Genomic DNA, 19,370 nt, shown 5'->3' with positions numbered 1-19,370 from the left:
CCCGGCAAGGAATCACGTTGAACGAGGAAGGACGATCTACAGGGCCGGCGAACATCCTCGGAGGAACCGGGGGACATTCGCCGGCCGTAACAATCAACGCTTGCTGACCAGGCCGGTGTAATTCCGCATGATCAGATGGCTATCGATTTTCTGAACGAGGTCGAGGCAGACGCTGATGATGATCAGCAACCCGGTGCCGCCCACGAACGAGGCGACCGTGTAATTGACACCCAGGCCGGTCGAGACGAGCGACGGGATGACCGCCACCAGACTCAAGAAGGCCGCTCCGACGTAAGTGATCCGAAGCATCACCTTTTCGAGATAATCGGCCGTTCGCCGCCCTGGCCGATATCCAGGGATGAAGCTGCCGTAATCCTTCAGGTTCTCGGCCATGTCCTTCGGGTTGAAGGTGATGGCCGTCCAAAAGTAGCAGAAGAAGTAGATCAAGACGATGTAGAACAGGGTATAGACATACCCGTGGCTCTGGAACGCGGCCGCGCCGGCGTCGAACAGCGAGCCGAAGGCATACTTGATGTTATCCACCAGCGTCATCGGCTGGACGACATCGTTGACCTTGTTGGGAATCGTCCAGGTCTTCGTCGCTTCCCGGAGGCTATTCAGGATGAAGTAGGGGAACATCAGCAGGCTGGATGCGAAGATAATCGGCATGACGCCGGCCTGATTCACCTTCAGCGGGAGATACTGCTTGGTCCCGCCATAGACCCGACGCCCCCGGACGTGCTTGGCCGATTGTGTCGGGATGCGTCGCTGACTCTCGGTGATCGCGATCACGCCGACGACCACTGCCAGGAAGACGATGGCCAGAAGAACCAGGGTGATGATACCGTGCTTGCCCGATTCGGCGGAGAGTTTGGTGGTCGAATTCTGGAAGAGTTCCAGGAGCGCGGCAGGCATCCGGGCGAGGATGCCGGCCATGATCAGGAGACTGATTCCATTACCGATCCCGTACTCGTCGATCTGCTCGCCGATCCACATCAAGAAGATCGTGCCTGCCGTCATCGTGAGGACGCAGACGATGACGTTCATCGAACCCCGAAGATCGGGATGTACGATGTCGAGTGTATTCATCATGTACTGGACCCAGAGGGTACTCTGGATCAAGCAAAGGACGACCGTGGCGTACCTGGTGTATTCGTTGATCTTTTTCCGCCCGCTCTCGCCCTCCTTCATCATCGCTTCGAGCGATGGGACGACGCTGCCAAGGAGCTGGAAAATGATCGAGGCCGAGATATACGGCATGATCCCCAGACCGAAGATCGTGCTCATCCCGATCTGTGCGCCGCCGAACATGGCCACGGTGCTGAGCACCTTGCCGAGCCCGCTCTGGGCCTGGTTGGCCTGCCAGGCTTCGAGTTGTGCCTGATCGACGACATGGAGCGGGATGAAGTAGCCAATCCGGTAGATGGCCAGGAACATGGCCGTCATCAGGATCTTGCGCTGAAGTTCCGGGACCTTGAACAAGATCGTGAAGAGCTTATCCACGACTCCTCCTGGAGATGATTCCGAACAATCGGCGGTCGGCCGGGGAAGAGCGCAAGCAGGCGGTCAGTCCGGCGATAAACAAAGGACAGCCGGCTGACCGCGAATCGCCGAATAAGTGATCAATTCAGACGAGGATGGCCGAACCGCCAGCGGCGGTAATCTTGGAGACGGCCGACTCGCTGAACTTTTGAGCGTGGATGGTGAGGGCAAAGGTGACTTCGCCATCGCCGAGGATCTTCACCCCATCGTCATGTCGGCCCTTGACCAGGCCTTTGGCCCGGAGGGCGGCCTCGTCGATCACCGCGCCCGCCTCGAAGGCGAGCACGATTTTCTCGAGATTGACGATTGCGAAATCCTTCTTGAACGCGCCATTGACGAATCCCCGCTTGGGAACGCGTCGAGCCAACGGCATCTGTCCACCCTCGAACAGTGGGTTCTGCTTGAACCCCTGTCGGGAGGAGTGCCCCTTGGCTCCCTTGCTGGCTGTCTTGCCGTGGCCCGAACCGGTGCCTCGGCCGACACGCTTGCGCTTCTTGTACTTATTGATCCCTTGGTCGACGTCGTGCAGCTGCATCAGAGGGTCACTCCCCGGAGCCGCGCGACTTCTTCCTTGGTCCGCAGCTGATTCAAGGCGTTGATCGCCGCCTTGACGATGTTCAGTTTATTGGTGGAGCCGTAGCTCTTGGTCAGGATATCCGTGATCCCCGCCGCCTGGACAACAGCCCGGACCGCACCGCCGGCGATGACGCCAGTACCGGGGCTGGCCGGGAGCATCACGACGCGGGCCGCCCCGAACTTGCCGATCACCCGGTGAGGGATCGTGCTGCCCTTGAGGTTCACCCGATTCATCTGCTTGTGGGCGTCCTTGACGCCTTTCTCGACCGACGGGGGGACTTCATTGGCCTTGCCGTAGCCCCAGGCCACCTGGCCTCGGCCGTTGCCCACGACCACCAAGGCGTTGAAGCTGAAACGACGACCGCCCTTGACTACTGCGGCGCAGCGGCGAATGGTCACCACGCTCTCCGACCATTCCCCGCGATCTCGATCCCGATTGTCGCTCGACACAGTCATACCCTCGAATAGTGGTTAGTGATCAGGGGCTAGTGGCCATCAAGGCACGACCACCGAGACGCCGACCACTGTCCCGATCTCGATAAAGGATCAATCCTCTGGCTGATAACTAGCCACTAACCACTAGCCACTCCGAATGTTCAGAACGAAAGGCCCGCTTCTCGCGCGGCGTCGGCCAGGGTCTGGATCCGGCCATGATACTTGTAGCTTCGACGGTCGAAGCAAACCTTGTCAATACCGGCTTGCTTGGCTCGCTCCGCGACAACCCGTCCGACGACCGCAGCGGCGGATTTGTTCCCACCATAAGGGGTGGTCCCGCGGATTTCGGGATCGAGGGTGCTGGCCGAAGCCAAGGTGGTGCCGGTGTCGTCGTTGATGATCTGGACGTAGATATGCTTGGAACTCCGGAAGACGGCCAATCGAGGCCGTTCGGTGGTCCCATGAAGCCGCTTGCGGACGTGGCGCTGGCGGCGGAGGCGCCGGACGTTGACGAGTTCGCGCTGTTTCACCGGACGGTCCTTATCGACACGAGGGGGGTTCCGGGGCGGCCGATTCCGACCGGACGCCCAGCCCCAGCTTGAGAGAGATTCTGAGGGCGAAGCACCTTCAGGATGAGTTTACTTGGCACCGAAGGCCTTGCCGGCCTTGCGGCGGACGACCTCGCCCTCGTAACGGATCCCCTTGCCCTTGTACGGCTCGGGCGGGCGGACCTTCCGGACCACGGCGGCAAACTGGCCAACGGCCTGTTTATCGGAGCCGCTGATCACGACGTGGGTGGGGTCGGGGACGACCACGGTCACCCCGGGGGGGGCTTCCAGCACGACCTGATTGGCGAAACCGACCTGAAGAGCGACCGTGTTGGCTTTCTTCAACTGGGCCTGGTAACCAACCCCGACGATCTCGAGCTTCTTGGTATAGCCGTTGGTGACGCCCTCGACCATGTTGGCGATCAGGCTCCGGGTCAGGCCATGAAGTGCGCGATTTTCTCGCTCGTCATCGCCCCGAGTCACGAGCACCTGCTTGCCGGCCTCGTCGTATTGAACGCCGATCGACTCGCGGTGGGTGAACGAGAGCTTGCCCTTGGGCCCCTCGACCTGGATCGTCGAGTCGGCGATCGAAACCTTCACGTTGGCCGGAACGACGACCGGCTTACGTCCGATACGGGACATGGGTGCCTCAATCTTCTCGGTTCGGGATTCGCAGCCCGAAACAACAAGCCAGGAAGGGGAGGGCGGTCCGGATCAACGATCGGCAACGCTTGCCGGCGGACCGTGGGTGAGCCCTCACCCGAGTCGGGGATTTCGGATCAATGGATCAGGGCCAGCAATTCGCCACCGACCTTCTCGGCCTTGGCCCTTCGGTCGCTGATCACGCCCTTGGGAGTGCTCAGGATCTGGATACCCATGCCGCCGAGGACCGGCTTGAGATCCTTGTAGCCGGTATATTTCCGGCAACCCGGCTTGCTGACCCGGTCGATCTTGGTGATCAGACGCTCGCCATTCGGGCCGTACTTCATCTGGAGCCGGAGCGTCCGCGACGGGACGGTCTCGATCTCCTCGAAGTCCCAGATATATCCTTCATCCTTGAGGACCTGGGCGATGGCCTTGCGAAGTTTCGAGCTGGGCATGTCGACCAGCGGCTTCTCGATCCGCGTGGCATTGCGGATCCTCGTCAACATGTCGGCGACAGGATCGGTCATCATGGCAGGTCGGTCTCAACTCCGCCGCGGGTAACGTCCAGTTCTCGAAACGTTCGAGGGAACGAAGGACGTCGGCGCGACGGGCAAACTCGGGTCGAGGACGAAGCTCACCAGCTCGCCTTCTTGACACCCGGGATCAGGCCGCGGGCGGCCAGGTTCCGGAAGCAGATCCGGCAGACGCCGAACTTGCGATAGACAGCGCGGGGCCGACCGCAGAGCTTGCAGCGGTTCCGGTGCTGGACCGCGAACTTGCGAGGGGTTTGCGATCGGATCATCTGGGCTTTGGTCGACATGTCTCACCAGGGTCCGGTGCGGCGGTTCATTCGATGGCGGGGTCGGATCACTTCGGGTCGCCCTTGGTCTTCGGGGCCCGGAACGGCATCCCGAAGGCGCGAAGGAGCTCGCGAGCCTGATCATCGGTCTTGCCCGAGGTCACGATCGTGATATCCATGCCCTGGGTGTGCTGGAGCCGGTCGGCGTCGATCTCGGGGAAGACGACCTGCTCGGCCAGGCCAAGCGTGTAGTTGCCGTGCCCATCGAAGCTGTTCGGATTCACTCCGCGGAAGTCGCGGATACGAGGCAAGGCGATCGAGACGAGGCGGTCAAGGAACTCGTACATCCGCTTGCCGCGGAGAGTCACCTTGCAGCCGATTTCGTTGCCTTCGCGGAGCCGGAAGCCGGCCACGGAGGTCTTGGCCTTGGTGACCATCGGCTTCTGGCCGGAGATCTTGGTCAGGCTATCAACGGCCGCATCGATCAACGCCTTATCCTGGGTGGCGCGGCCGACGCCCATGTTGATGACGATCTTTTCGAGCTTCGGGATCGCCATCTTGTTGGTGACGCCGAACTTGGTCGCCAGTTCGGTCGCGACCGTCGTATTGTAGTGATCCATCAAGCGAGCCATGGGACGTCACCTTCTCCGTCGCGACCGAGCGCGGGGCCAACCGAACGGCGATCAATAATTCTAAGTGTAACAGACTTCCGGTCCCAAGGTGATCCGACGATCAAGCCTTGCCGGCGGCCCGTGAGGTCTTGGCCGGGCCGACATCGCCGAGCGAGGTCGAGCACGACTTGCAATAGCGTTGCTTCCGCCCCTCATCGGTGAACCGATGCCCAACGCGGACACCTCGGTTGCACGAGGGGCAGAGCAGCATGACGTTGGAGGCGTCGATCGGCATCTCCTTGGAGAGCCGGCCACCCTGCTGATTTTTGGCACCGGGCTTCAGGTGCTTGTAAACCCGGTTGACCCCCTCGACGAGGATCTTGTTCTTCTCGGGGAGGACGCGGAGCACCTTGGCGATCTTCCGGGCGGAAGGGGAACCCTTGTCGTCGCCGGTGATCACTTCGACCTGATCGTCTTTTCGGATAAGCATAACAAGGCTCGTTGCTTGGTGCGGGGGAAGGGCCAGGCTGGCTCAGACCACCTCGGAGGCCAGGCTGATGATCTTCATGAATTGCCGGTCGCGGAGTTCGCGGGCGATTGCCCCGAAGATCCGAGTCCCGCGAGGGTTCTTGTCGTTGTCGATCAGGACGACGGCGTTGCGGTCGAACTTGATGTACGAGCCGTCGACGCGCCGGGTCGAGCTGCGGACCCGGACCACGACGCAACGGACCACGTCGCCGGCCTTGACATCGCCGCCGGGGCTGGCCTTCTTGACGCTGGCGATGATCACATCGCCGAGTCCGGCCACACGCCTCTTGTAGTGCGAGGCGCTGCCGCCGAGCACCTTGAAGCACATGACTTCCTTGGCCCCGGTGTTGTCGGCCACGTCGAGCCGCGTTTGCATCTGGATCATGGGACACCCGAAGGAGTGGTCAGCGGTCAGTGAGAGGAAGGGTAGGGCCGCATCGGAGGCTGATCAGACTGGCCACTAACCACTCAACTCTAGTCAGGAAAAGTTCAGGACTCGACGACCGATTTGGCGGCCTCGCCTTCGCCGGCCAGGGCCTGCTGGGCACCCGGTCGGACGATCCGGACAATCCGCCAGCGCTTCAGCTTGGAAAGCGGCCGGGTCTCCATGATCTCCACGAGGTCGCCGATGTGGGTTTCATTGGCCTCGTCGTGGGCGTGGCAGACGGTCCGACGCTTGAGGAACTTGCCGTACTTGGGGTGCGGGACGAGGCGGTCGACCTCGACCCGACGGGTCTTGTTCATCTTATCAGACGTCACGGTTCCGATTTCCGTCTTCCGACGGCTTCGGACCTCGGTCTCGGGAGTGGGGGTCGACTGGCTCATCGCGTGGCACCGGGGAGAAGTTTAAGAGGTCGGGGCGAGGACGGCCGCCCGTTCCCGATCGATTTCGCGGAGGCGGAGGATCGTCTTGATCCGGGCGATCTCGCGCTTGGCCTTGATGATCTCGCTGGGGGCTTCCAGGCGTTCGGTCTCGCTCTGCAGCCGGAGGCGGAACATGTTCGTCTGGGTCTCGCGGAGCAGCAGATCAAGTTGCTCGTCGCTCTGCTCGCGGAGTTCGGCGGGCTTGCTCATGACATCTTCCTTCGGGACGGCCATCGGTCGCATCCGGGCCGCGTCAAACGGTCGGCCGACGTGTCACAAAACGGCAGCGGACGGGCAACTTGTAGGCGACGCGGGCGAAGGTGGCCCGGGCCACTTCCTCGCTCACCCCGCCGAGTTCGAACAGCACGGTGCCGGGCTTGACCACGGCCGCCCAGTACTCAACCTCGCCTTTGCCTTTGCCCATTCGGGTTTCGGCCGGGATCGAGGTCACGCTCTTGTGCGGGAAGATCCGGATGTAGAGCTTGCCGCCGCCCTTGACGGACTGGCTGCCCACAATTCGGCCCGCCTCGATGGTTTGGGCGCTGATCTTGCCAGGCTCGAGCGTCTGGAGGCCGAACTCCCCGAAGGCAACGTAGTTGCCGCGGGTCGCATTACCTCTTACGCGGCCTTTTTGGCTTTTTCGGTACTTGACCCGCTTGGGCATCAGTGGCATCGGTCGTCCCCTCCACCTTCAAGTGATCGCCTTGGTTGACCCACACCTTGATGCCGATGTGGCCTTGCGCGGTCTTGGCTTCCGAAAACCCGTAGTCGATCTTCGCCCGGAGCGTGCTCAGGGGGATCGACCCGAGATTGGCCACCTCGGTCCGCGACATTTCCGAGCCGCCCAGTCGGCCCGACAATTGAATCTTGACGCCCCGGGCCCCGCCGTCCATGGTCTGCTCGAGAGCACGCTTCATGGTACGTCGGAAGCTCGAACGCTTCTTGAGCTGTTCCGCGATATCCTCGCTGATCAGCTGGGCCTCGATCTCGGGCCGGGTCACTTCCTGGATCTTGATCTCGATCCGGCGACCGGTGAGCGTCTGGAGCTCTTCCTGGAGCTTCTCGACCTCGGCCCCCTTGCGGCCGATGATCACGCCCGGGCGGGCGGTGAAGAGCAGGACGGTCACGGCATCGCGGGTTCGCTCGATCTCGATCCGCGGGATCCCGGCGTAGCTGTACTTACCTTTGATGAATTTTCGAATCTTGAAGTCTTCGACCAAGAGGTCGGAGAACTCGTGCTTCGAAGCGTACCAGCGGCTCCGCCAGTCTTCCATGATGCCGACGCGGAAGCCGGTCGGATTGATCTTCTGGCCCATCGTGTGGTCCTTGGTTTAATCCCGATCCGCTTCCGCGGCCACCGCCGTCGCGCCGCGCGACAGGTAGGTTTCCAGGTCGGAGAGAGCGATGATGATGTGAGCGCTTCTGCGGCGAATCATGTACGCCATGCCGCGGGCACGAGGCATGAGACGCTTGAACATCGGCCCGCCGTCGCCTCGGGCGTCCGAGATGATCAGGTCGCCGACATTTCGGACGCCCTTGTCTTCGGCGTTGGCCATGGCACTTTTCAAGGCCTGTTCGATCATCCGGGCCCCTCGGTGGGGCATGTACCGGAGGATATCGACCGCATCGTCGGCGTATTTGCCACGGATGAGGTCGAGGATAGGCCGGAGCTTCCTCACCGAGATCCGGGCGAAGCGGTGGGTGGCTGTATAGGACGGCATGTGACGCTCTTAAGGACTCGCGAATCGTGACTCAAGCTCGTGGGGGACGAAGCCCCGTTGACCGTGCGTCCCGACCCTCCCGTCCTCCCCTTTGGTGGCTATGGCTTCCGTATCCCCGAACCCCGACTGGTAATTCTCGGCCGACTTAACGCTTCCCGCCCTTGCCCGCCTTGCCGCCGTGACCCCGGAAGGTCCGGGTCGGGGCGAACTCGCCGAGCTTGTGGCCGACCATATCTTCGGTCACATACAGCTTGATGAAGTTCCGCCCGTTATGGATGGCAAAGTTCTTGCCGATGAACTCGGGCACGATCGTGCAGGCGCGGGCCCAGGTCTTGATGGGCTCGCGATTACCGGTATTCTCGGTCTTGTACACCTTCTCGAGCAACCGCTCGACGACGTACGGACCTTTCTTCAACGAGCGTCCCATGGATCTCCGGTCCCCGACCCCTCGGGGTCAATAACCCCGCAATGCGGGGCGATGATAACCTGCTGACTCGTAATCGAATAAAACGACAATCACTAGGGCGTTCCGGCGCGGGCCGGTCGGCTTGGATTAGACCTTGAGTTGGCCGTATCGGACGCTCCGGCGACGACGGATGATCGCCGAGTTCGACGGCTTCCGACGACGGCGGGTCTTGCCGCCCTTGGCGAGCTTGCCGGTGGGCGAGCACGGGTTTCGTCCGCCCGAGGTTCGGCCTTCGCCGCCACCCATCGGGTGGTCGACGGGGTTCATCGCAACGCCTCGGGTGTGGGGCCGGCGACCGAGCCAACGCTTCCGGCCCGCCTTCCCCAGGGTGATGTTCATGTGGTCGGAGTTGCCGACCATCCCGATCGTGGCCCGACAAGCGGCCGGGATCCGGCGGACCTCGCCCGAAGGAAGGGTGATCTGGGCCCAGGTGCCTTCTCGAGCCGTCAGGGTCGCTCCCACGCCGGCCGATCGACAGAGCTTGGCACCGCCACCGGGCTGCATCTCCAGGTTATGGATCGACAGGCCGGTCGGGATCTTGGAGAGCGGGAGGCAGTTGCCCACCTTCGGCTCGGCGGTCGGTCCGCTGGTGACGGTCATGCCCGCTTTCAGCCCCTCGGGAGCGATGATGTATCGCTTGACCCCATCGGGGAAGACCAGCAAGGCGATCCGCGCCGAGCGGTTCGGGTCGTACTCGATGTGAGTGACCTGGGCCGGGATCCCGTCGTGGTCGTTCCGCTTGAAGTCGATGATCCGGTACATCCGCTTGTGGCCGCCACCGCGATGTCGAGCGGTGATGAACCCCTGGTTGTTCCGGCCGCCGGTCTTTCGGAGCGGTTCGGTCAGGCTTTTTTCGGGCTTCTTGTTCTTGTCGGTCAATTCCGAGAAGTCGCTGACCGACGCATTACGCCGTCCGGGACTGGTCGGTTTGTAGTAGCGGATACCCATCGCGGTCGCGTCCTTCTGCTCTGCTCAACGCCCGAAGGCGTTTTCGTCTTCGGCTCGTGGGCGGTTCAGCGTGATGGCTGGTTGATCAATAGAAGTCGATCCGGTAATCGTCGTGGAGGGCGACGATCGCCTTCTTCCAGTTCCGCATCCGGCCGACCTTGAGCCGGTATCGGCGGAGTTTGCCGCGGCGGTTCTGGGTCCGGACGTCGGCCACCTTGACGTTGAAGAGGACCTCGACGGCCTCCTTGATCTCGGTCTTGTTGGCGTTGACGTTGACCTCGAACGTGTAGGCGTTGTGACGTTCCGAGAGATGCGTCGCCTTCTCGGTGATCAGTGGCCTCAGGACGACCTGATAAGGTTCGAGTGCCGGGCCCTTGCGGACATAAACAGGCGGACGGTAGAGCGTGACCATGACTTCAAGCCTCCGAGGCGGCCGAGGCCGTCGTCGAGTCCGGCCGGCGGGCCGGCTTCTGCTTCACCCGTTCTTTGAGGACGGCCAGCGCCTCTCGGGTCAGCACCAGATAGCGTTGCTTGAGGATATCGTAGGTGTTGAACTCGGCCACCGGGGCGACCTGGACACCTTCGATGTTCCGGGCACTCCGGTATAGGACCGGGTCCAGTCCGGGGAGGCCGATCAGGATGGTCCGCCCTTCGAGCGTCCGGCGGAGAGCCTGATTCTTGGTCTCCCCCTCGGCCACCACCGCCTCGGATTCCTTGAGGTCGGGCCGGCGGATCGAGCGGAGGGCCTGGACCACCATCTTGGTCTTGGGCTTCTCGCCGGGGGCCAGCCCATCGATCACGATGGCCTGCCCGTCCTGGAACTTCGAGAGCAGGGCCATCCGGATCGCTGCTCGCACGGCCTTCTTCGGCATGCTGTAGCGGTAGTCGCGGTTCCTCCGGGCGAAGGCCACGCCGCCGCCAACCCGCTTGTTGGTCCGCTTCGAGCCCGCACGGGCGTTGCCGGTCCCCTTCTGGCGGAACAGCTTCTTGCCCGAGCCGGCCACGTCGGCCCGGCCTCGAGTATTGACCGTACCCACGCGGCGGGCGGCCAGGTGCATCAGCACCACGTCATGGAGGAGTTGCTTGTTGACCGAACCACCGAAGTCGGCCGGATCGATCGACTCCTCGGCCAATTTCTCACCGGCCGGATTATAGACAGGAATGCTCAACATGATTTCATCCACTCCCCGATCGCCCCTGGGGCCCGGGCCGGTCGCCGGCCGGGACATCGGTTTGTTCAGACCTTGTTGGTTTGCCGGATGGTGAGATAGCCGCCGTTGGGCCCGGGGACCGCCCCGCGGATCAATAGCAAGTTGTTGGTCGGGTCGACCTGGACGACCTTGAGATTCTTCACGGTGATCCGGGCGTTTCCGTACTGCCCCGGCTTCTTGATTCCCTTGCGGGTGTGGGCCGGGTCGGCGCTCGGACCCGAGGAGCCAGGGTGGCGGTGCATCCGCTTGACGCCGTGGGTCGCCCGGAGGCCCTTGAACCCGTGACGTTTGATGACGCCCGAGAAACCTCGTCCCTTGCTCGTCCCGATCACGTCGACGTTCTTGATCTCGTTGAAGACCTCGACCGTCAAGGTCTGCCCTTCGACGACACCCTCGGCGGCCGATTCTTGGCGGATCTCGCGAACATAACGCTTCGGTTCGGAGTCCACCTTCCGGGCGTGACCACGCTCGGCCTGGGTCGCGCTCTTTCGCTTCTTGTCATCGAAGCCGAGCTGCAAGGCATGGTAGCCATCGCGTTCGGCGGTGCGGACCTGGAGAACCGTGCATGGGCCGCATTCGAGCACCGTGACCGGTACCGCCGTCCCATCCGTCTCGTAAATCTGAGTCATGCCGACTTTGCGGCCAAGCAGTCCCACGAGCATGATCGCCTCTCAAACCCAACCCTCCCCGACCGGAGGCCGGGGGTCCTTCGGGGACGGCCGAAGCCGACACCCTGAGGTGTTCATCCACGGAGGCCGAATACGGCCTCGACGTCCGATAAAAAACAGAGGTCGGCGGGGCCGGACCAGGATGGCCCGAGTCACCGACGACGTGAGGGCCGGCGACCGGGATCGAAATCCCGACAACCGGACCAGGTTGGGCCGCAAACGACGCGATCAGGAGGCCGAAGGGCCTGCTTTGATCTTGATGTCGACGCCGGCCGGAAGGCTCAGCTTGTTCAAGGCATCGATGGTCTTGTTGGTCGGCTGGACGATGTCAATCAGCCGCTTGTGAGTCCGGATCTCGAATTGTTCCCGCGACTTCTTGTCGATGTGCGGGCTTCGAAGCACGGTGTATCGTTCGATCCGAGTCGGCAGGGGGATCGGGCCGTGGACGATGGCCTCGGTCCGCTTGGCGGTGTCGACGATGTCCTTGGCCGACTGGTCCAGGATGGTGTGATCGTACGCTTCCATCCGGATGCGTATCCGTTCGTTGCTGATACCCGCCACGCTTAGGATCCCTTCATCGATCGCCGGACCGAGTTTGTCATGTTTCTCGCCCCGCTCTCGACGACTCTCGCGGGGAAAGTAAGAGTGTAACGGGGTGACCTGGTCGAGTCAATCGGGCTTCTTCCGGTTTTTCCGGTGGGGTGAGAATCCGTTTTCGACTCGCTCTCGATGGAGGTGACGACTTCTTCCGGCTTCAGATCGTTCCAGGTTGGGTTCCGGAAGGGATAACCACCTCGACGGCATTTGGGACGACTTCTACCCGGATGGGTGTGTCGCCGACGATCTCTCCGTCAGCCTGGACCGGGAGAGGGTGCTTGGTGGTAATCTCGACCGATTTCGAAGCGGTCCGATAGCGGACGTTGGGGCTTTCTCGGTGTCTTCCCTGGACGACGAGCCAGAAAATCCCGGCGTAGTCGAGGAAAGTTCGGGCTCGAACGATGCAGACGTTGAGCCGGCCATCATCAGCCCGAATGTCGGGTCCCCATCGGAACGGGGGTTGGCCCATCATTCCAGTGTTGGCGATGACGACTTCGGACGCCTTCGCGATGATCTCCTCGCCGTCGATGACGATCGAGAATTTCCGAGGTTGGAAACCGACCAGTCGGGTCGCCGCGGTCCAGAGGTATGCGAGCCGTCCGAACCGCTTCTTTTGCTCGGTGGCGGTATCACGGATCATAAGGGCATCGATTCCCACGCCTATCTGGGTGAAGTAGTGGCGATTTCCCACCTTCATCGCATCGAGCCGGAAGACTTCATGCTCGGGACCGGTCAGGCTCCCAAGCTTCACGCGATGGGCACCCAACCGGCAGGCACCTTCGAGTTCGACCGGAATGCCCAGTTCACGAGCCAGGACATTGGCGGTGCCCAGCGGGAGGATGACCAGGTGAGCCTGCTTGCCCACCATGACGTTGGCGATCGAGGAAACCGTCCCGTCTCCGCCGGCCGCGACGATTGGGTCGCAGCCTCGTTCGATCGCCGATAGGACGATATGCTGAATATCGTCCCCCTCGGAGATCTCGTGGACCTCCACCTCCAGGTCGCCGAGATGGTCCCGGATCGCCCGCCGGACGGCCGGGGCGGTACATGAGCCAGACCGGGGATTCAGGACCACGAAGGCCCTTGCTTTCCGGCCGGTCCGGCTCTCTTCGGTCGCCAGGTTCGATTCAAGGGTCATCGGGTTGCGTTGCCTCCAGCGATTACTGCCCTGATATCCTGGGCCACGATCTCGGGTGTCAGGGACTCGAGGTTATAGATTTCCCGACGATGCCCCGAGGGGTCGAGGAGGAAAATCCTGGAAGGGTGGTCGATCACGCCGGACGGTCCGAGCTTGGCCCACATATCCCAGTCCGAGATCACCTTGGCGACTCGGTCGGGCGGCCCCGTCAGGAAATGCCAGGAATTGGGGTCGGCCCGATAGGCCCTGGCGTAGCGTTCGAGGACCTCGGGGGTGTCCCGATCCGGGTCGAGCGTGATCGAGACGAACTCGACCGACCGACCCCAGAGACCTTCTTCTCGGAGTCGCCGACGGACCTTATCGAGCTTAGCGGTCGTCAGCGGACAAGTCCCGGTACAGGTGGTGTAGACGAAGCTGACCACGACCGCCTTACCTCGGAGCGACCCAAGAGAGAAAAAGTGTCTTTGCGTGTCAACCAGCTCGACATCCGGGGCAGGGCCGATGTCCGCAAGGAACGAATCCTGATCGCTGGCGACCGTCAGGGCGGTGCAGATGAGTAGGGCGTACATCCTGAATCGCTCCCGATCCTCTAATTGATGAGTAGATCGTGTCCGCGAACTGAGCCACCAGGACGTTGGTTGAGATCGACATTGAAGAAGGGATCAATTTTCATGCCGTCAACCCCGACATGGATCAAACGGATCCAGAATCTCCCGGAATGATCGAGCGTCGATAGCAGCGAATTGGAGACGTACATCCGCTTTCCGTCCCCCGTTACGTGCATCATGTTGGGTTGGACGCCGGGCGAGACGCTGCTGAAGAGCTTGGGACGCTCGATATCGCTCACGTCCCACTGTTGGATCTCGTTCGCGCCGAAGCAGCTGACGAACAGATAACGATCGTCGGGGCTCTGGCGAAGGTCGGCCGGGAATGCGCCGGTGTCGGCCACTTTCTTGAAATCGTATTCGTTCGATCCGTCGCCCTTGCCCCGGAAAAGCCAGATCGAATTGTCGAGGGCGCAATTGGTGAAGCCATGATCGGCGTCCGGCTTGAGAGACCAGCGGACTTCCAGCGGCGCCGTGCCGGTTTTCGCGACCTGGATCGGCTTTCGCTCCTTGAAATCCCAGACGATCATCTCCGATCCGAAATCCTTGAGATCCATCTCCGCGAAGGGCTTCAGGTAATTTCGAGGTGGCGAGAAACTGCTGGTCACCATCCGGTTTCGCTCGGGCTTCACCGCCAGGTCGTAACCGTAGGGGGCCCCGCTCGGGTTAGGGATTGTCCGGATGAGCTGGCCATCGTTGGTGAACTCGGCCAGTCCCGCCGGGAGGCCTCCATCGGCCGATCCCAGGAAGCTCAAAAGCATCCGCCCGGGCAAGGCGTAATAGGTGTGGGGACCGGAAAGCCCAGTCGACCGAGGGATGTCCTCGATCACTCGCTCGATCCTCGGCCGGGCCGGGTCGGTCGCCACATCGAGGATCCAGATCCGGCTCGACCGGAGCCCTCCGGCCCAGATCCTGGATCGATCGTCGGTGTACCCCCAGTGATGGGTCTCGTTCCCCCGACTGCCCAGCCCGAGCGTGAACGTGACTTGCCCATAGGTCGCGCTGTCGGGATCGACGTCGATCATCACGACGGAATCATCGTCCTTCTCGTCAGCATCCACGCACAGGACGTAGAGGTATTTTTCCGGTCGATCCAGCCGCTTGACGAAGGGAGAGAGGCAAGTCTCCGCCAGGGTCGGTCGAATCGTCAGAGGCACCAAAGCCAGCGTCAGGGCAAGGGAGACCCTTGAAGTCCAATCGCTCATGGCCAGGTCACTCCAAAGTGTCGAAAAGTTCGCTTGAACATCAAAAAGAAGGTTGCCGGAATCCGATCCAATCTATCCAAGATCTTCGACCTGGCGAAAGGATGTGTAGCCGCGGGATCAAGAAATATCGATTCTCCGGCATCTTGGGAACTCAGCGAGATGACTACCAACAGGCCGGAGATTACTGAAAAGCCACGAATTTCGCCGGTCACCTCTTGCAAGGCATGGCCAGTACCGGCTACGATCTCGTTGGCCTTTGATGCCCCCGTTCAATATCGACCGCGCCCGATTGGCCCGATGGCCGTCGCCGCGGTCGATTTTGTCGGATCGGAACACCCAGGCCTCGACGATTCCGGATAGACGATCGAAAAGTCGCTTGCATTTGCGGTTTCGCTCGGTATATTTGGGGTTTTCCCGGTCGGGCAGTGGCTGGCGTAGCTCAATCGGCAGAGCACCGGTTTTGTAAACCGACGGTTGTGAGTTCGACTCTCACCGCCAGCTCTGAAGAACGGTTTGAGTCTCGGCGTCCGGTTCTACTGAGCCACGGGGCAATCAACGGTATCGCGAATTGCTGTCAGTAACCGGGTGGATACCCAAGTGGCTAAAGGGGCCAGACTGTAAATCTGGTGGTTATACCTTCGCAGGTTCGAATCCTGCTCCACCCATTGCCCCGCCGACCCGGCGTGCATCTATTTTTGAGGAGTCTAACCAGCAGCGAACGGACACAAGACTTTCCGGCCCTCGCCAAGCCTCGGACCCGTCACCCGTCGATTACGACCCACTTTAAATGTGGGGGCTTTCACGCGGGTGTAACTCAATGGTAGAGTATCTGCCTTCCAAGCAGACTACGTGGGTTCGATTCCCATCACCCGCTCTCGGGCGGAGTGACGGACGACGAGAGGTGGCGACCCTGGACTCAATCCAGTGGGGCCGGCAAGCTCGAAACACCGGATCGTTTGCCCCCAGCCCAAACTCTCAAATAACGCAACTATGCTGCCGTGGCTCAGTTGGTAGAGCGCGTCCTTGGTAAGGACGAGGTCCTGGGTTCAAATCCCAGCGGCAGCTTTCGGGTCCGCGTCCCTTTCGCCCTGGCGAAGCGGGTGCGTCCCGTGGCTTGAAAGCCAATCACCCACCGCCCGGTGGCCCATCTGATCGTGGGTTTTGATTCGGGGCGGCCCGGCGGACACGCCACTACGCCCACGGTTTCCAGGAGACGACGGGAGCAACGATGGCCAAGGAAACTTTCGCGAGGACTAAACCGCACGTCAACGTGGGCACGATCGGGCACATCGACCACGGCAAGACGACCCTGACGGCCGCCCTGCTGGCCGTCCTGGCCGCTCACGGCCAGGCCAAGGCGAAAGCGTATTCGGAAATCGCCAAGGGCGGTACCGTCCGCGACGCCAACAAGACGGTCACCATCGCCGTCTCCCACGTCGAGTATGAGAGCGAGACCCGGCACTACGCCCACATCGACTGCCCGGGGCACGCCGACTATATCAAGAACATGATCACCGGTGCCGCCCAGATGGACGGGGCGATCCTGGTGGTCTCCGCCGCCGACGGCCCGATGCCGCAGACTCGCGAGCACATCCTCCTGGCTCGCCAGGTCGGTGTTCCCGCGTTGGTCGTCTTCCTCAACAAGATCGACCTGGTCGATGACGAGGAGCTCCTGGAACTGGTCGAGCTCGAACTTCGCGAGCTGCTGACCCACTACAAGTTCCCCGGCGACGAAATCCCGATCACCCGGGGATGCAGCCGTCCGGCCCTCGAAAACCCGAGCGATCCGGTGGCTTCCAAGCCGATCCTCGACCTCGTCAAGACCATGGACGACTACATCCCCGAGCCGCAGCGGGAGGTCGACAAGCCCTTCCTGATGCCGATCGAGGACGTGTTCTCCATCAAGGGTCGAGGTACGGTCGGCACCGGCCGAATCGAACGCGGTATCATCAAGGTTGGTGATCCGGTCGAGATCGTCGGATTCGACAAGAACAAGAATTCGACGGTCACCGGCGTCGAGATGTTCCAGAAGACGCTCGACCAGGGTCAGGCCGGCGACAACGTCGGGATCCTGCTCCGAGGTGTTGAGAAGACCGACCTGGAGCGTGGGCAGGTCGTCTGCAAGCCGGGATCGATCACCCCGCACACCAAGTTCGAGGCCGAGGTTTACGTCCTCAGCAAAGACGAAGGTGGGCGGCATACCCCGTTCTTCAAGGGGTATCGTCCTCAGTTCTACTTCCGGACGACCGACGTCACTGGCTCGGTGCTGAACCTCCTCGCGGAGGACAACAGCGAGGCCGAGATGTGCATGCCGGGTGACAACATCAAGATGACGGTCGAGTTGCACACCCCGGTCGCCATGGAAGCGAACCTCCGTTTCGCGATCCGCGAAGGTGGCAAGACGGTGGGTGCCGGCGTGGTGACCAAGATCCTCCAGTGAAACTTGCCCCCGCTGGGGCTCGACGTCGTTGACGGTGGATCGGGCGGATTGTTGGGCCCTCGCCTTCCCGCCCGCCCCATCGTCCTTCGTCATTTTGGCGGGTTCGTTGCAGGAGCGGGGCGATGCGCGAATATGTCTGGCTGGAATGCACCACCTGCGGTGACCGGAATTACCGGACGCAGAAAGAGACTCGGGGTGCCGAGCGGCTTGAACTGAAGAAGTATTGCCGGCGCGAGCGTAAGCACACGCCGCACAAGGAATCGCGGAAGAAGTGACCGATCGGGGCCTCTGGCGGCGAGACCTGGCCGTCGGTTCGTCCTTATTCCCTGGACGAAGGCCCCTCCGATCGCTACGAGCGTAGCTCAATTGGTAGAGCACCGGTCTCCAAAACCGGCGGTTGGGGGTTCGATTCCCTCCGCTCGTGTTCGATGGGTCTCGGAGTAACCCCGTCGGATCAGTCCCCCGAATAAGAGATAGGCTCATGGGTAAAGTCAAAGATGGATCGCCGGCCTCGAAACCGGCCAAGGTCACCAAGGGGGGATCGTCCGGGGACTCGAAGGGTCGGTTCGCCCCGTTCCTGGCGAACCTGGTGCATACCAATCTCTACAAGCCCCTCCAGGGTAAGCAGGCTCGCCTCTGGACAGCGGTCGGGCTCGGCCTGACCATCCTGTTCGGCCTCCGGGAACTCTGGCTGACGTTGGATGCCCAGTCGAGCGTCTCGACTTCTTATGGGATCCCGGCCCTGCTTGGTGTCGTCCTCGGGTGGATCACGTTCCGGCTTCTCCAGTATCCGCCGTTCGTCGAATTCTTGATCGCGACCGAAGCGGAAATGAACAAGGTCTCCTGGACGAGTCGAGAGGACCTGAAGCGGGCAACAACCGTCGTTCTGGTGACGGTGGCCTTGATGGCGGTCTTCCTTTTCGGGGTCGACTGGGTCTGGTCCAATCTCCTCCAGTTGATCGGCGTTCTTCGTTTCCGCGATACCAGTGCCCTCGGCTCTAACGCCTGATCCCTCAATTCAATCGACAACCTCGGTTCTTCTGTCTTGTTCCGACGGACCTAACCTTCATCCGCGACGGCTCCGAATGAACCACGCGACCGACGAGTTTCCCGAACCGGAATCGGCCGATTGGCCCGACGACACCGCCCCGGTCGAGCCTCCTTCGGCATCCCCGGAGGAAGAGCCCACGCCTGAGGCTGGTCTGGTCAGCGACCCCGAGGTTCCGCCCTCGAAACCTCAGTCGCCCCCGGCTGTTTCCGATCCCGATGAAGAACCGCCGCCCGAATTGGTCTGGTATGTCTTGAAGGTCCAGAGTAGTCGCGAAGATACGATTCGTGATGCTCTGGAACGAAGGGTCAAAATTCAAGGTCTCCAGCGATATTTCGGCCGGATTGTTGTTCCGACCGAGAAGATCACCGAGATTCGGAATAACAAGAAGCGGACGGTGGAGCGTAAAACCTATCCCGGCTATATCATGGTCGAGATGGAGTTGAACGAGAAGACCTGGTTCACGGTCCGAGAGACTCCGGGCGTTGGCGACTTCGTGGGGGCTCATGGGACCCCCACGAAGATGACTTCGGTCGAAGTCAATCAGATGCTCAACGAGCAAGAGCAAGGCACTTCGGCCGAATTGCCCAAGGTCAAGATTGATGTCGAGCGTGGTGACCGGGTGAAGATCAAGGACGGACCCTTCGAGAACTTCGAGGGGACCGTCGAAGAGGTCATCGAGACTCGTGGATTGGTCAAGGTCATGCTGATCATTTTCAATCGGCCGACTCCGGTTGACCTCGAATACTGGCAGGTGGAACGGCTCTGATCCTTT

At 61.7% G+C, this 19,370-nt stretch carries 28 protein-coding genes and 5 tRNA genes; 9 read left to right on the top strand and 24 right to left on the bottom strand.

Annotation, left to right across the window (positions count from 1 at the left end):
• Positions 1 to 93: 93 nt before the first annotated feature.
• The 24 genes from secY to P12x_RS10320 all read right to left on the bottom strand — a co-directional run bounded on the left by secY (position 94) and on the right by P12x_RS10320 (position 15,107).
• A complete protein-coding gene (secY, locus tag P12x_RS10435) occupies positions 94 to 1,503 on the bottom strand; it encodes a preprotein translocase subunit SecY (protein WP_435010801.1) in 1,410 nt (469 codons plus the stop codon).
• Between the two features lie 124 nt (positions 1,504 to 1,627).
• A complete protein-coding gene (gene rplO / locus P12x_RS10430) occupies positions 1,628 to 2,077 on the bottom strand; it encodes a 50S ribosomal protein L15 (protein WP_435010800.1) in 450 nt (149 codons plus the stop codon).
• Positions 2,077 to 2,574, bottom strand: a complete 498-nt coding sequence (rpsE, locus tag P12x_RS10425) for a 30S ribosomal protein S5 (RefSeq protein WP_435010799.1) — start codon at positions 2,572 to 2,574, stop codon at positions 2,077 to 2,079. The genes rplO and rpsE overlap by 1 nt, the downstream gene beginning before the upstream one ends.
• 140 nt (positions 2,575 to 2,714) lie before the next feature.
• A complete protein-coding gene (rplR, locus tag P12x_RS10420) occupies positions 2,715 to 3,083 on the bottom strand; it encodes a 50S ribosomal protein L18 (protein WP_435010798.1) in 369 nt (122 codons plus the stop codon).
• Between the two features lie 108 nt (positions 3,084 to 3,191).
• Entirely contained in the window at positions 3,192 to 3,743 is a 552-nt protein-coding gene (gene rplF / locus P12x_RS10415; protein ID WP_435010797.1) for a 50S ribosomal protein L6, read from the bottom strand.
• A 137-nt stretch (positions 3,744 to 3,880) separates the two neighbouring features.
• A complete protein-coding gene (rpsH, locus tag P12x_RS10410; RefSeq protein WP_435010796.1) occupies positions 3,881 to 4,276 on the bottom strand; it encodes a 30S ribosomal protein S8 in 396 nt (131 codons plus the stop codon).
• A gap of 104 nt (positions 4,277 to 4,380) precedes the next feature.
• Entirely contained in the window at positions 4,381 to 4,566 is a 186-nt protein-coding gene (locus P12x_RS10405) for a type Z 30S ribosomal protein S14 (protein ID WP_435010795.1), read from the bottom strand.
• 47 nt (positions 4,567 to 4,613) lie between these two features.
• Positions 4,614 to 5,177 (bottom strand): 50S ribosomal protein L5, encoded by a 564-nt coding sequence (gene rplE / locus P12x_RS10400; protein WP_435010794.1) that lies wholly within the window; start codon positions 5,175 to 5,177, stop codon positions 4,614 to 4,616.
• Positions 5,178 to 5,277: 100 nt separating this feature from the next.
• Positions 5,278 to 5,646: a 50S ribosomal protein L24 gene (gene rplX, locus P12x_RS10395; RefSeq protein ID WP_435010793.1), complete on the bottom strand. Its 369-nt coding sequence runs from the start codon at positions 5,644 to 5,646 to the stop codon at positions 5,278 to 5,280.
• A gap of 42 nt (positions 5,647 to 5,688) precedes the next feature.
• Positions 5,689 to 6,069 (bottom strand): 50S ribosomal protein L14, encoded by a 381-nt coding sequence (gene rplN / locus P12x_RS10390; RefSeq protein WP_435010792.1) that lies wholly within the window; start codon positions 6,067 to 6,069, stop codon positions 5,689 to 5,691.
• A gap of 104 nt (positions 6,070 to 6,173) precedes the next feature.
• Positions 6,174 to 6,509, bottom strand: a complete 336-nt coding sequence (gene rpsQ, locus P12x_RS10385; RefSeq protein WP_435010791.1) for a 30S ribosomal protein S17 — start codon at positions 6,507 to 6,509, stop codon at positions 6,174 to 6,176.
• 21 nt (positions 6,510 to 6,530) lie between these two features.
• On the bottom strand, positions 6,531 to 6,758 hold the full coding sequence (gene rpmC, locus P12x_RS10380; RefSeq protein WP_435011660.1) for a 50S ribosomal protein L29: 228 nt from the start codon (positions 6,756 to 6,758) through the stop codon (positions 6,531 to 6,533).
• A 43-nt stretch (positions 6,759 to 6,801) separates the two neighbouring features.
• A complete protein-coding gene (rplP, locus tag P12x_RS10375) occupies positions 6,802 to 7,221 on the bottom strand; it encodes a 50S ribosomal protein L16 (protein ID WP_435010790.1) in 420 nt (139 codons plus the stop codon).
• The gene (gene rpsC / locus P12x_RS10370) at positions 7,160 to 7,864 is read right to left on the bottom strand and encodes a 30S ribosomal protein S3 (RefSeq protein ID WP_435010789.1); all 705 of its coding nucleotides are present in this window, start codon (positions 7,862 to 7,864) and stop codon (positions 7,160 to 7,162) included. Before rpsC ends, rplP begins: the two co-directional genes overlap by 62 nt.
• A 15-nt stretch (positions 7,865 to 7,879) precedes the next feature.
• Complete coding sequence (gene rplV, locus P12x_RS10365) at positions 7,880 to 8,269, bottom strand: 50S ribosomal protein L22 (RefSeq protein ID WP_435010788.1); 390 nt, start codon at positions 8,267 to 8,269, stop codon at positions 7,880 to 7,882.
• A gap of 145 nt (positions 8,270 to 8,414) precedes the next feature.
• Positions 8,415 to 8,696, bottom strand: a complete 282-nt coding sequence (gene rpsS / locus P12x_RS10360) for a 30S ribosomal protein S19 (RefSeq protein WP_435010787.1) — start codon at positions 8,694 to 8,696, stop codon at positions 8,415 to 8,417.
• 126 nt (positions 8,697 to 8,822) lie between these two features.
• Entirely contained in the window at positions 8,823 to 9,683 is an 861-nt protein-coding gene (rplB, locus tag P12x_RS10355; RefSeq protein ID WP_435010786.1) for a 50S ribosomal protein L2, read from the bottom strand.
• An 85-nt stretch (positions 9,684 to 9,768) separates the two neighbouring features.
• Positions 9,769 to 10,095 carry a 50S ribosomal protein L23 gene (gene rplW / locus P12x_RS10350; protein WP_435010785.1) on the bottom strand — a complete coding sequence of 109 codons (327 nt, stop codon included), beginning with the start codon at positions 10,093 to 10,095 and terminating at the stop codon, positions 9,769 to 9,771.
• A 4-nt stretch (positions 10,096 to 10,099) separates the two neighbouring features.
• Positions 10,100 to 10,855 (bottom strand): 50S ribosomal protein L4, encoded by a 756-nt coding sequence (rplD, locus tag P12x_RS10345; protein ID WP_435010784.1) that lies wholly within the window; start codon positions 10,853 to 10,855, stop codon positions 10,100 to 10,102.
• Between the two features lie 65 nt (positions 10,856 to 10,920).
• Positions 10,921 to 11,556, bottom strand: coding sequence for a 50S ribosomal protein L3 (gene rplC / locus P12x_RS10340; RefSeq protein ID WP_435010783.1), 636 nt, complete (start codon positions 11,554 to 11,556; stop codon positions 10,921 to 10,923).
• A 234-nt stretch (positions 11,557 to 11,790) separates the two neighbouring features.
• On the bottom strand, positions 11,791 to 12,123 hold the full coding sequence (gene rpsJ, locus P12x_RS10335; protein WP_435010782.1) for a 30S ribosomal protein S10: 333 nt from the start codon (positions 12,121 to 12,123) through the stop codon (positions 11,791 to 11,793).
• Positions 12,124 to 12,316: 193 nt separating this feature from the next.
• A complete protein-coding gene (locus P12x_RS10330) occupies positions 12,317 to 13,297 on the bottom strand; it encodes a diacylglycerol/lipid kinase family protein (protein WP_435010781.1) in 981 nt (326 codons plus the stop codon).
• The gene (locus P12x_RS10325; RefSeq protein WP_435010780.1) at positions 13,294 to 13,866 is read right to left on the bottom strand and encodes an SCO family protein; all 573 of its coding nucleotides are present in this window, start codon (positions 13,864 to 13,866) and stop codon (positions 13,294 to 13,296) included. The genes P12x_RS10330 and P12x_RS10325 overlap by 4 nt, the downstream gene beginning before the upstream one ends.
• A gap of 20 nt (positions 13,867 to 13,886) precedes the next feature.
• A complete protein-coding gene (locus tag P12x_RS10320) occupies positions 13,887 to 15,107 on the bottom strand; it encodes a selenium-binding protein SBP56-related protein (RefSeq protein WP_435010779.1) in 1,221 nt (406 codons plus the stop codon).
• Between the two features lie 428 nt (positions 15,108 to 15,535).
• On the opposite strand from P12x_RS10320, the gene P12x_RS10315 reads away from it, so the two are divergent.
• The 9 genes from P12x_RS10315 (at position 15,536) to nusG (ending at position 19,364) form a co-directional block, all read left to right on the top strand.
• Positions 15,536 to 15,608 (top strand) — tRNA-Thr (locus P12x_RS10315).
• 82 nt (positions 15,609 to 15,690) lie between these two features.
• Positions 15,691 to 15,772, top strand: a tRNA-Tyr gene (locus tag P12x_RS10310).
• A 138-nt stretch (positions 15,773 to 15,910) separates the two neighbouring features.
• Positions 15,911 to 15,981: transfer RNA gene (locus P12x_RS10305), tRNA-Gly, on the top strand.
• 118 nt (positions 15,982 to 16,099) lie between these two features.
• Positions 16,100 to 16,172: transfer RNA gene (locus tag P12x_RS10300), tRNA-Thr, on the top strand.
• 163 nt (positions 16,173 to 16,335) lie between these two features.
• Positions 16,336 to 17,547 carry an elongation factor Tu gene (gene tuf, locus P12x_RS10295; RefSeq protein ID WP_435010778.1) on the top strand — a complete coding sequence of 404 codons (1,212 nt, stop codon included), beginning with the start codon at positions 16,336 to 16,338 and terminating at the stop codon, positions 17,545 to 17,547.
• A 122-nt stretch (positions 17,548 to 17,669) separates the two neighbouring features.
• Positions 17,670 to 17,822, top strand: a complete 153-nt coding sequence (gene rpmG / locus P12x_RS10290; protein WP_435010777.1) for a 50S ribosomal protein L33 — start codon at positions 17,670 to 17,672, stop codon at positions 17,820 to 17,822.
• A gap of 76 nt (positions 17,823 to 17,898) precedes the next feature.
• Positions 17,899 to 17,971: transfer RNA gene (locus P12x_RS10285), tRNA-Trp, on the top strand.
• A gap of 57 nt (positions 17,972 to 18,028) precedes the next feature.
• Positions 18,029 to 18,556 (top strand): preprotein translocase subunit SecE, encoded by a 528-nt coding sequence (gene secE, locus P12x_RS10280; protein WP_435010776.1) that lies wholly within the window; start codon positions 18,029 to 18,031, stop codon positions 18,554 to 18,556.
• A 76-nt stretch (positions 18,557 to 18,632) separates the two neighbouring features.
• On the top strand, positions 18,633 to 19,364 hold the full coding sequence (gene nusG, locus P12x_RS10275) for a transcription termination/antitermination protein NusG (protein ID WP_435010775.1): 732 nt from the start codon (positions 18,633 to 18,635) through the stop codon (positions 19,362 to 19,364).
• The last annotated feature ends 6 nt before the right edge of the window (positions 19,365 to 19,370 follow it).

Origin of the sequence: Tundrisphaera lichenicola, from assembly GCF_051175385.1 — a bacterium.
GTDB classification, from domain to species: Bacteria; Planctomycetota; Planctomycetia; order Isosphaerales; family Isosphaeraceae; genus Tundrisphaera; species Tundrisphaera lichenicola.
This window is presented reverse-complemented; position numbering and strand designations above follow the sequence as displayed.

Coding starts and splice junctions, on each gene's coding strand:
- rplO (WP_435010800.1), bottom strand. CDS start 2,077: ATGCAGCTGCACGACGTCGACCAAGGGATCAATAAGTACAAGAAGCGC.
- rpsE (WP_435010799.1), bottom strand. CDS start 2,574: ATGACTGTGTCGAGCGACAATCGGGATCGAGATCGCGGGGAATGGTCG.
- rplF (WP_435010797.1), bottom strand. CDS start 3,743: ATGTCCCGTATCGGACGTAAGCCGGTCGTCGTTCCGGCCAACGTGAAG.
- rpsH (WP_435010796.1), bottom strand. CDS start 4,276: ATGATGACCGATCCTGTCGCCGACATGTTGACGAGGATCCGCAATGCC.
- P12x_RS10405 (WP_435010795.1), bottom strand. CDS start 4,566: ATGTCGACCAAAGCCCAGATGATCCGATCGCAAACCCCTCGCAAGTTC.
- rplE (WP_435010794.1), bottom strand. CDS start 5,177: ATGGCTCGCTTGATGGATCACTACAATACGACGGTCGCGACCGAACTG.
- rplX (WP_435010793.1), bottom strand. CDS start 5,646: ATGCTTATCCGAAAAGACGATCAGGTCGAAGTGATCACCGGCGACGAC.
- rplN (WP_435010792.1), bottom strand. CDS start 6,069: ATGATCCAGATGCAAACGCGGCTCGACGTGGCCGACAACACCGGGGCC.
- rpsQ (WP_435010791.1), bottom strand. CDS start 6,509: ATGAGCCAGTCGACCCCCACTCCCGAGACCGAGGTCCGAAGCCGTCGG.
- rpmC (WP_435011660.1), bottom strand. CDS start 6,758: ATGAGCAAGCCCGCCGAACTCCGCGAGCAGAGCGACGAGCAACTTGAT.
- rplP (WP_435010790.1), bottom strand. CDS start 7,221: ATGCCACTGATGCCCAAGCGGGTCAAGTACCGAAAAAGCCAAAAAGGC.
- rpsC (WP_435010789.1), bottom strand. CDS start 7,864: ATGGGCCAGAAGATCAATCCGACCGGCTTCCGCGTCGGCATCATGGAA.
- rplV (WP_435010788.1), bottom strand. CDS start 8,269: ATGCCGTCCTATACAGCCACCCACCGCTTCGCCCGGATCTCGGTGAGG.
- rpsS (WP_435010787.1), bottom strand. CDS start 8,696: ATGGGACGCTCGTTGAAGAAAGGTCCGTACGTCGTCGAGCGGTTGCTC.
- rplB (WP_435010786.1), bottom strand. CDS start 9,683: ATGGGTATCCGCTACTACAAACCGACCAGTCCCGGACGGCGTAATGCG.
- rplW (WP_435010785.1), bottom strand. CDS start 10,095: ATGGTCACGCTCTACCGTCCGCCTGTTTATGTCCGCAAGGGCCCGGCA.
- rplD (WP_435010784.1), bottom strand. CDS start 10,855: ATGTTGAGCATTCCTGTCTATAATCCGGCCGGTGAGAAATTGGCCGAG.
- rplC (WP_435010783.1), bottom strand. CDS start 11,556: ATGCTCGTGGGACTGCTTGGCCGCAAAGTCGGCATGACTCAGATTTAC.
- P12x_RS10330 (WP_435010781.1), bottom strand. CDS start 13,297: ATGACCCTTGAATCGAACCTGGCGACCGAAGAGAGCCGGACCGGCCGG.
- P12x_RS10325 (WP_435010780.1), bottom strand. CDS start 13,866: ATGTACGCCCTACTCATCTGCACCGCCCTGACGGTCGCCAGCGATCAG.
- P12x_RS10320 (WP_435010779.1), bottom strand. CDS start 15,107: ATGAGCGATTGGACTTCAAGGGTCTCCCTTGCCCTGACGCTGGCTTTG.
- tuf (WP_435010778.1), top strand. CDS start 16,336: ATGGCCAAGGAAACTTTCGCGAGGACTAAACCGCACGTCAACGTGGGC.
- rpmG (WP_435010777.1), top strand. CDS start 17,670: ATGCGCGAATATGTCTGGCTGGAATGCACCACCTGCGGTGACCGGAAT.
- secE (WP_435010776.1), top strand. CDS start 18,029: ATGGGTAAAGTCAAAGATGGATCGCCGGCCTCGAAACCGGCCAAGGTC.
- nusG (WP_435010775.1), top strand. CDS start 18,633: ATGAACCACGCGACCGACGAGTTTCCCGAACCGGAATCGGCCGATTGG.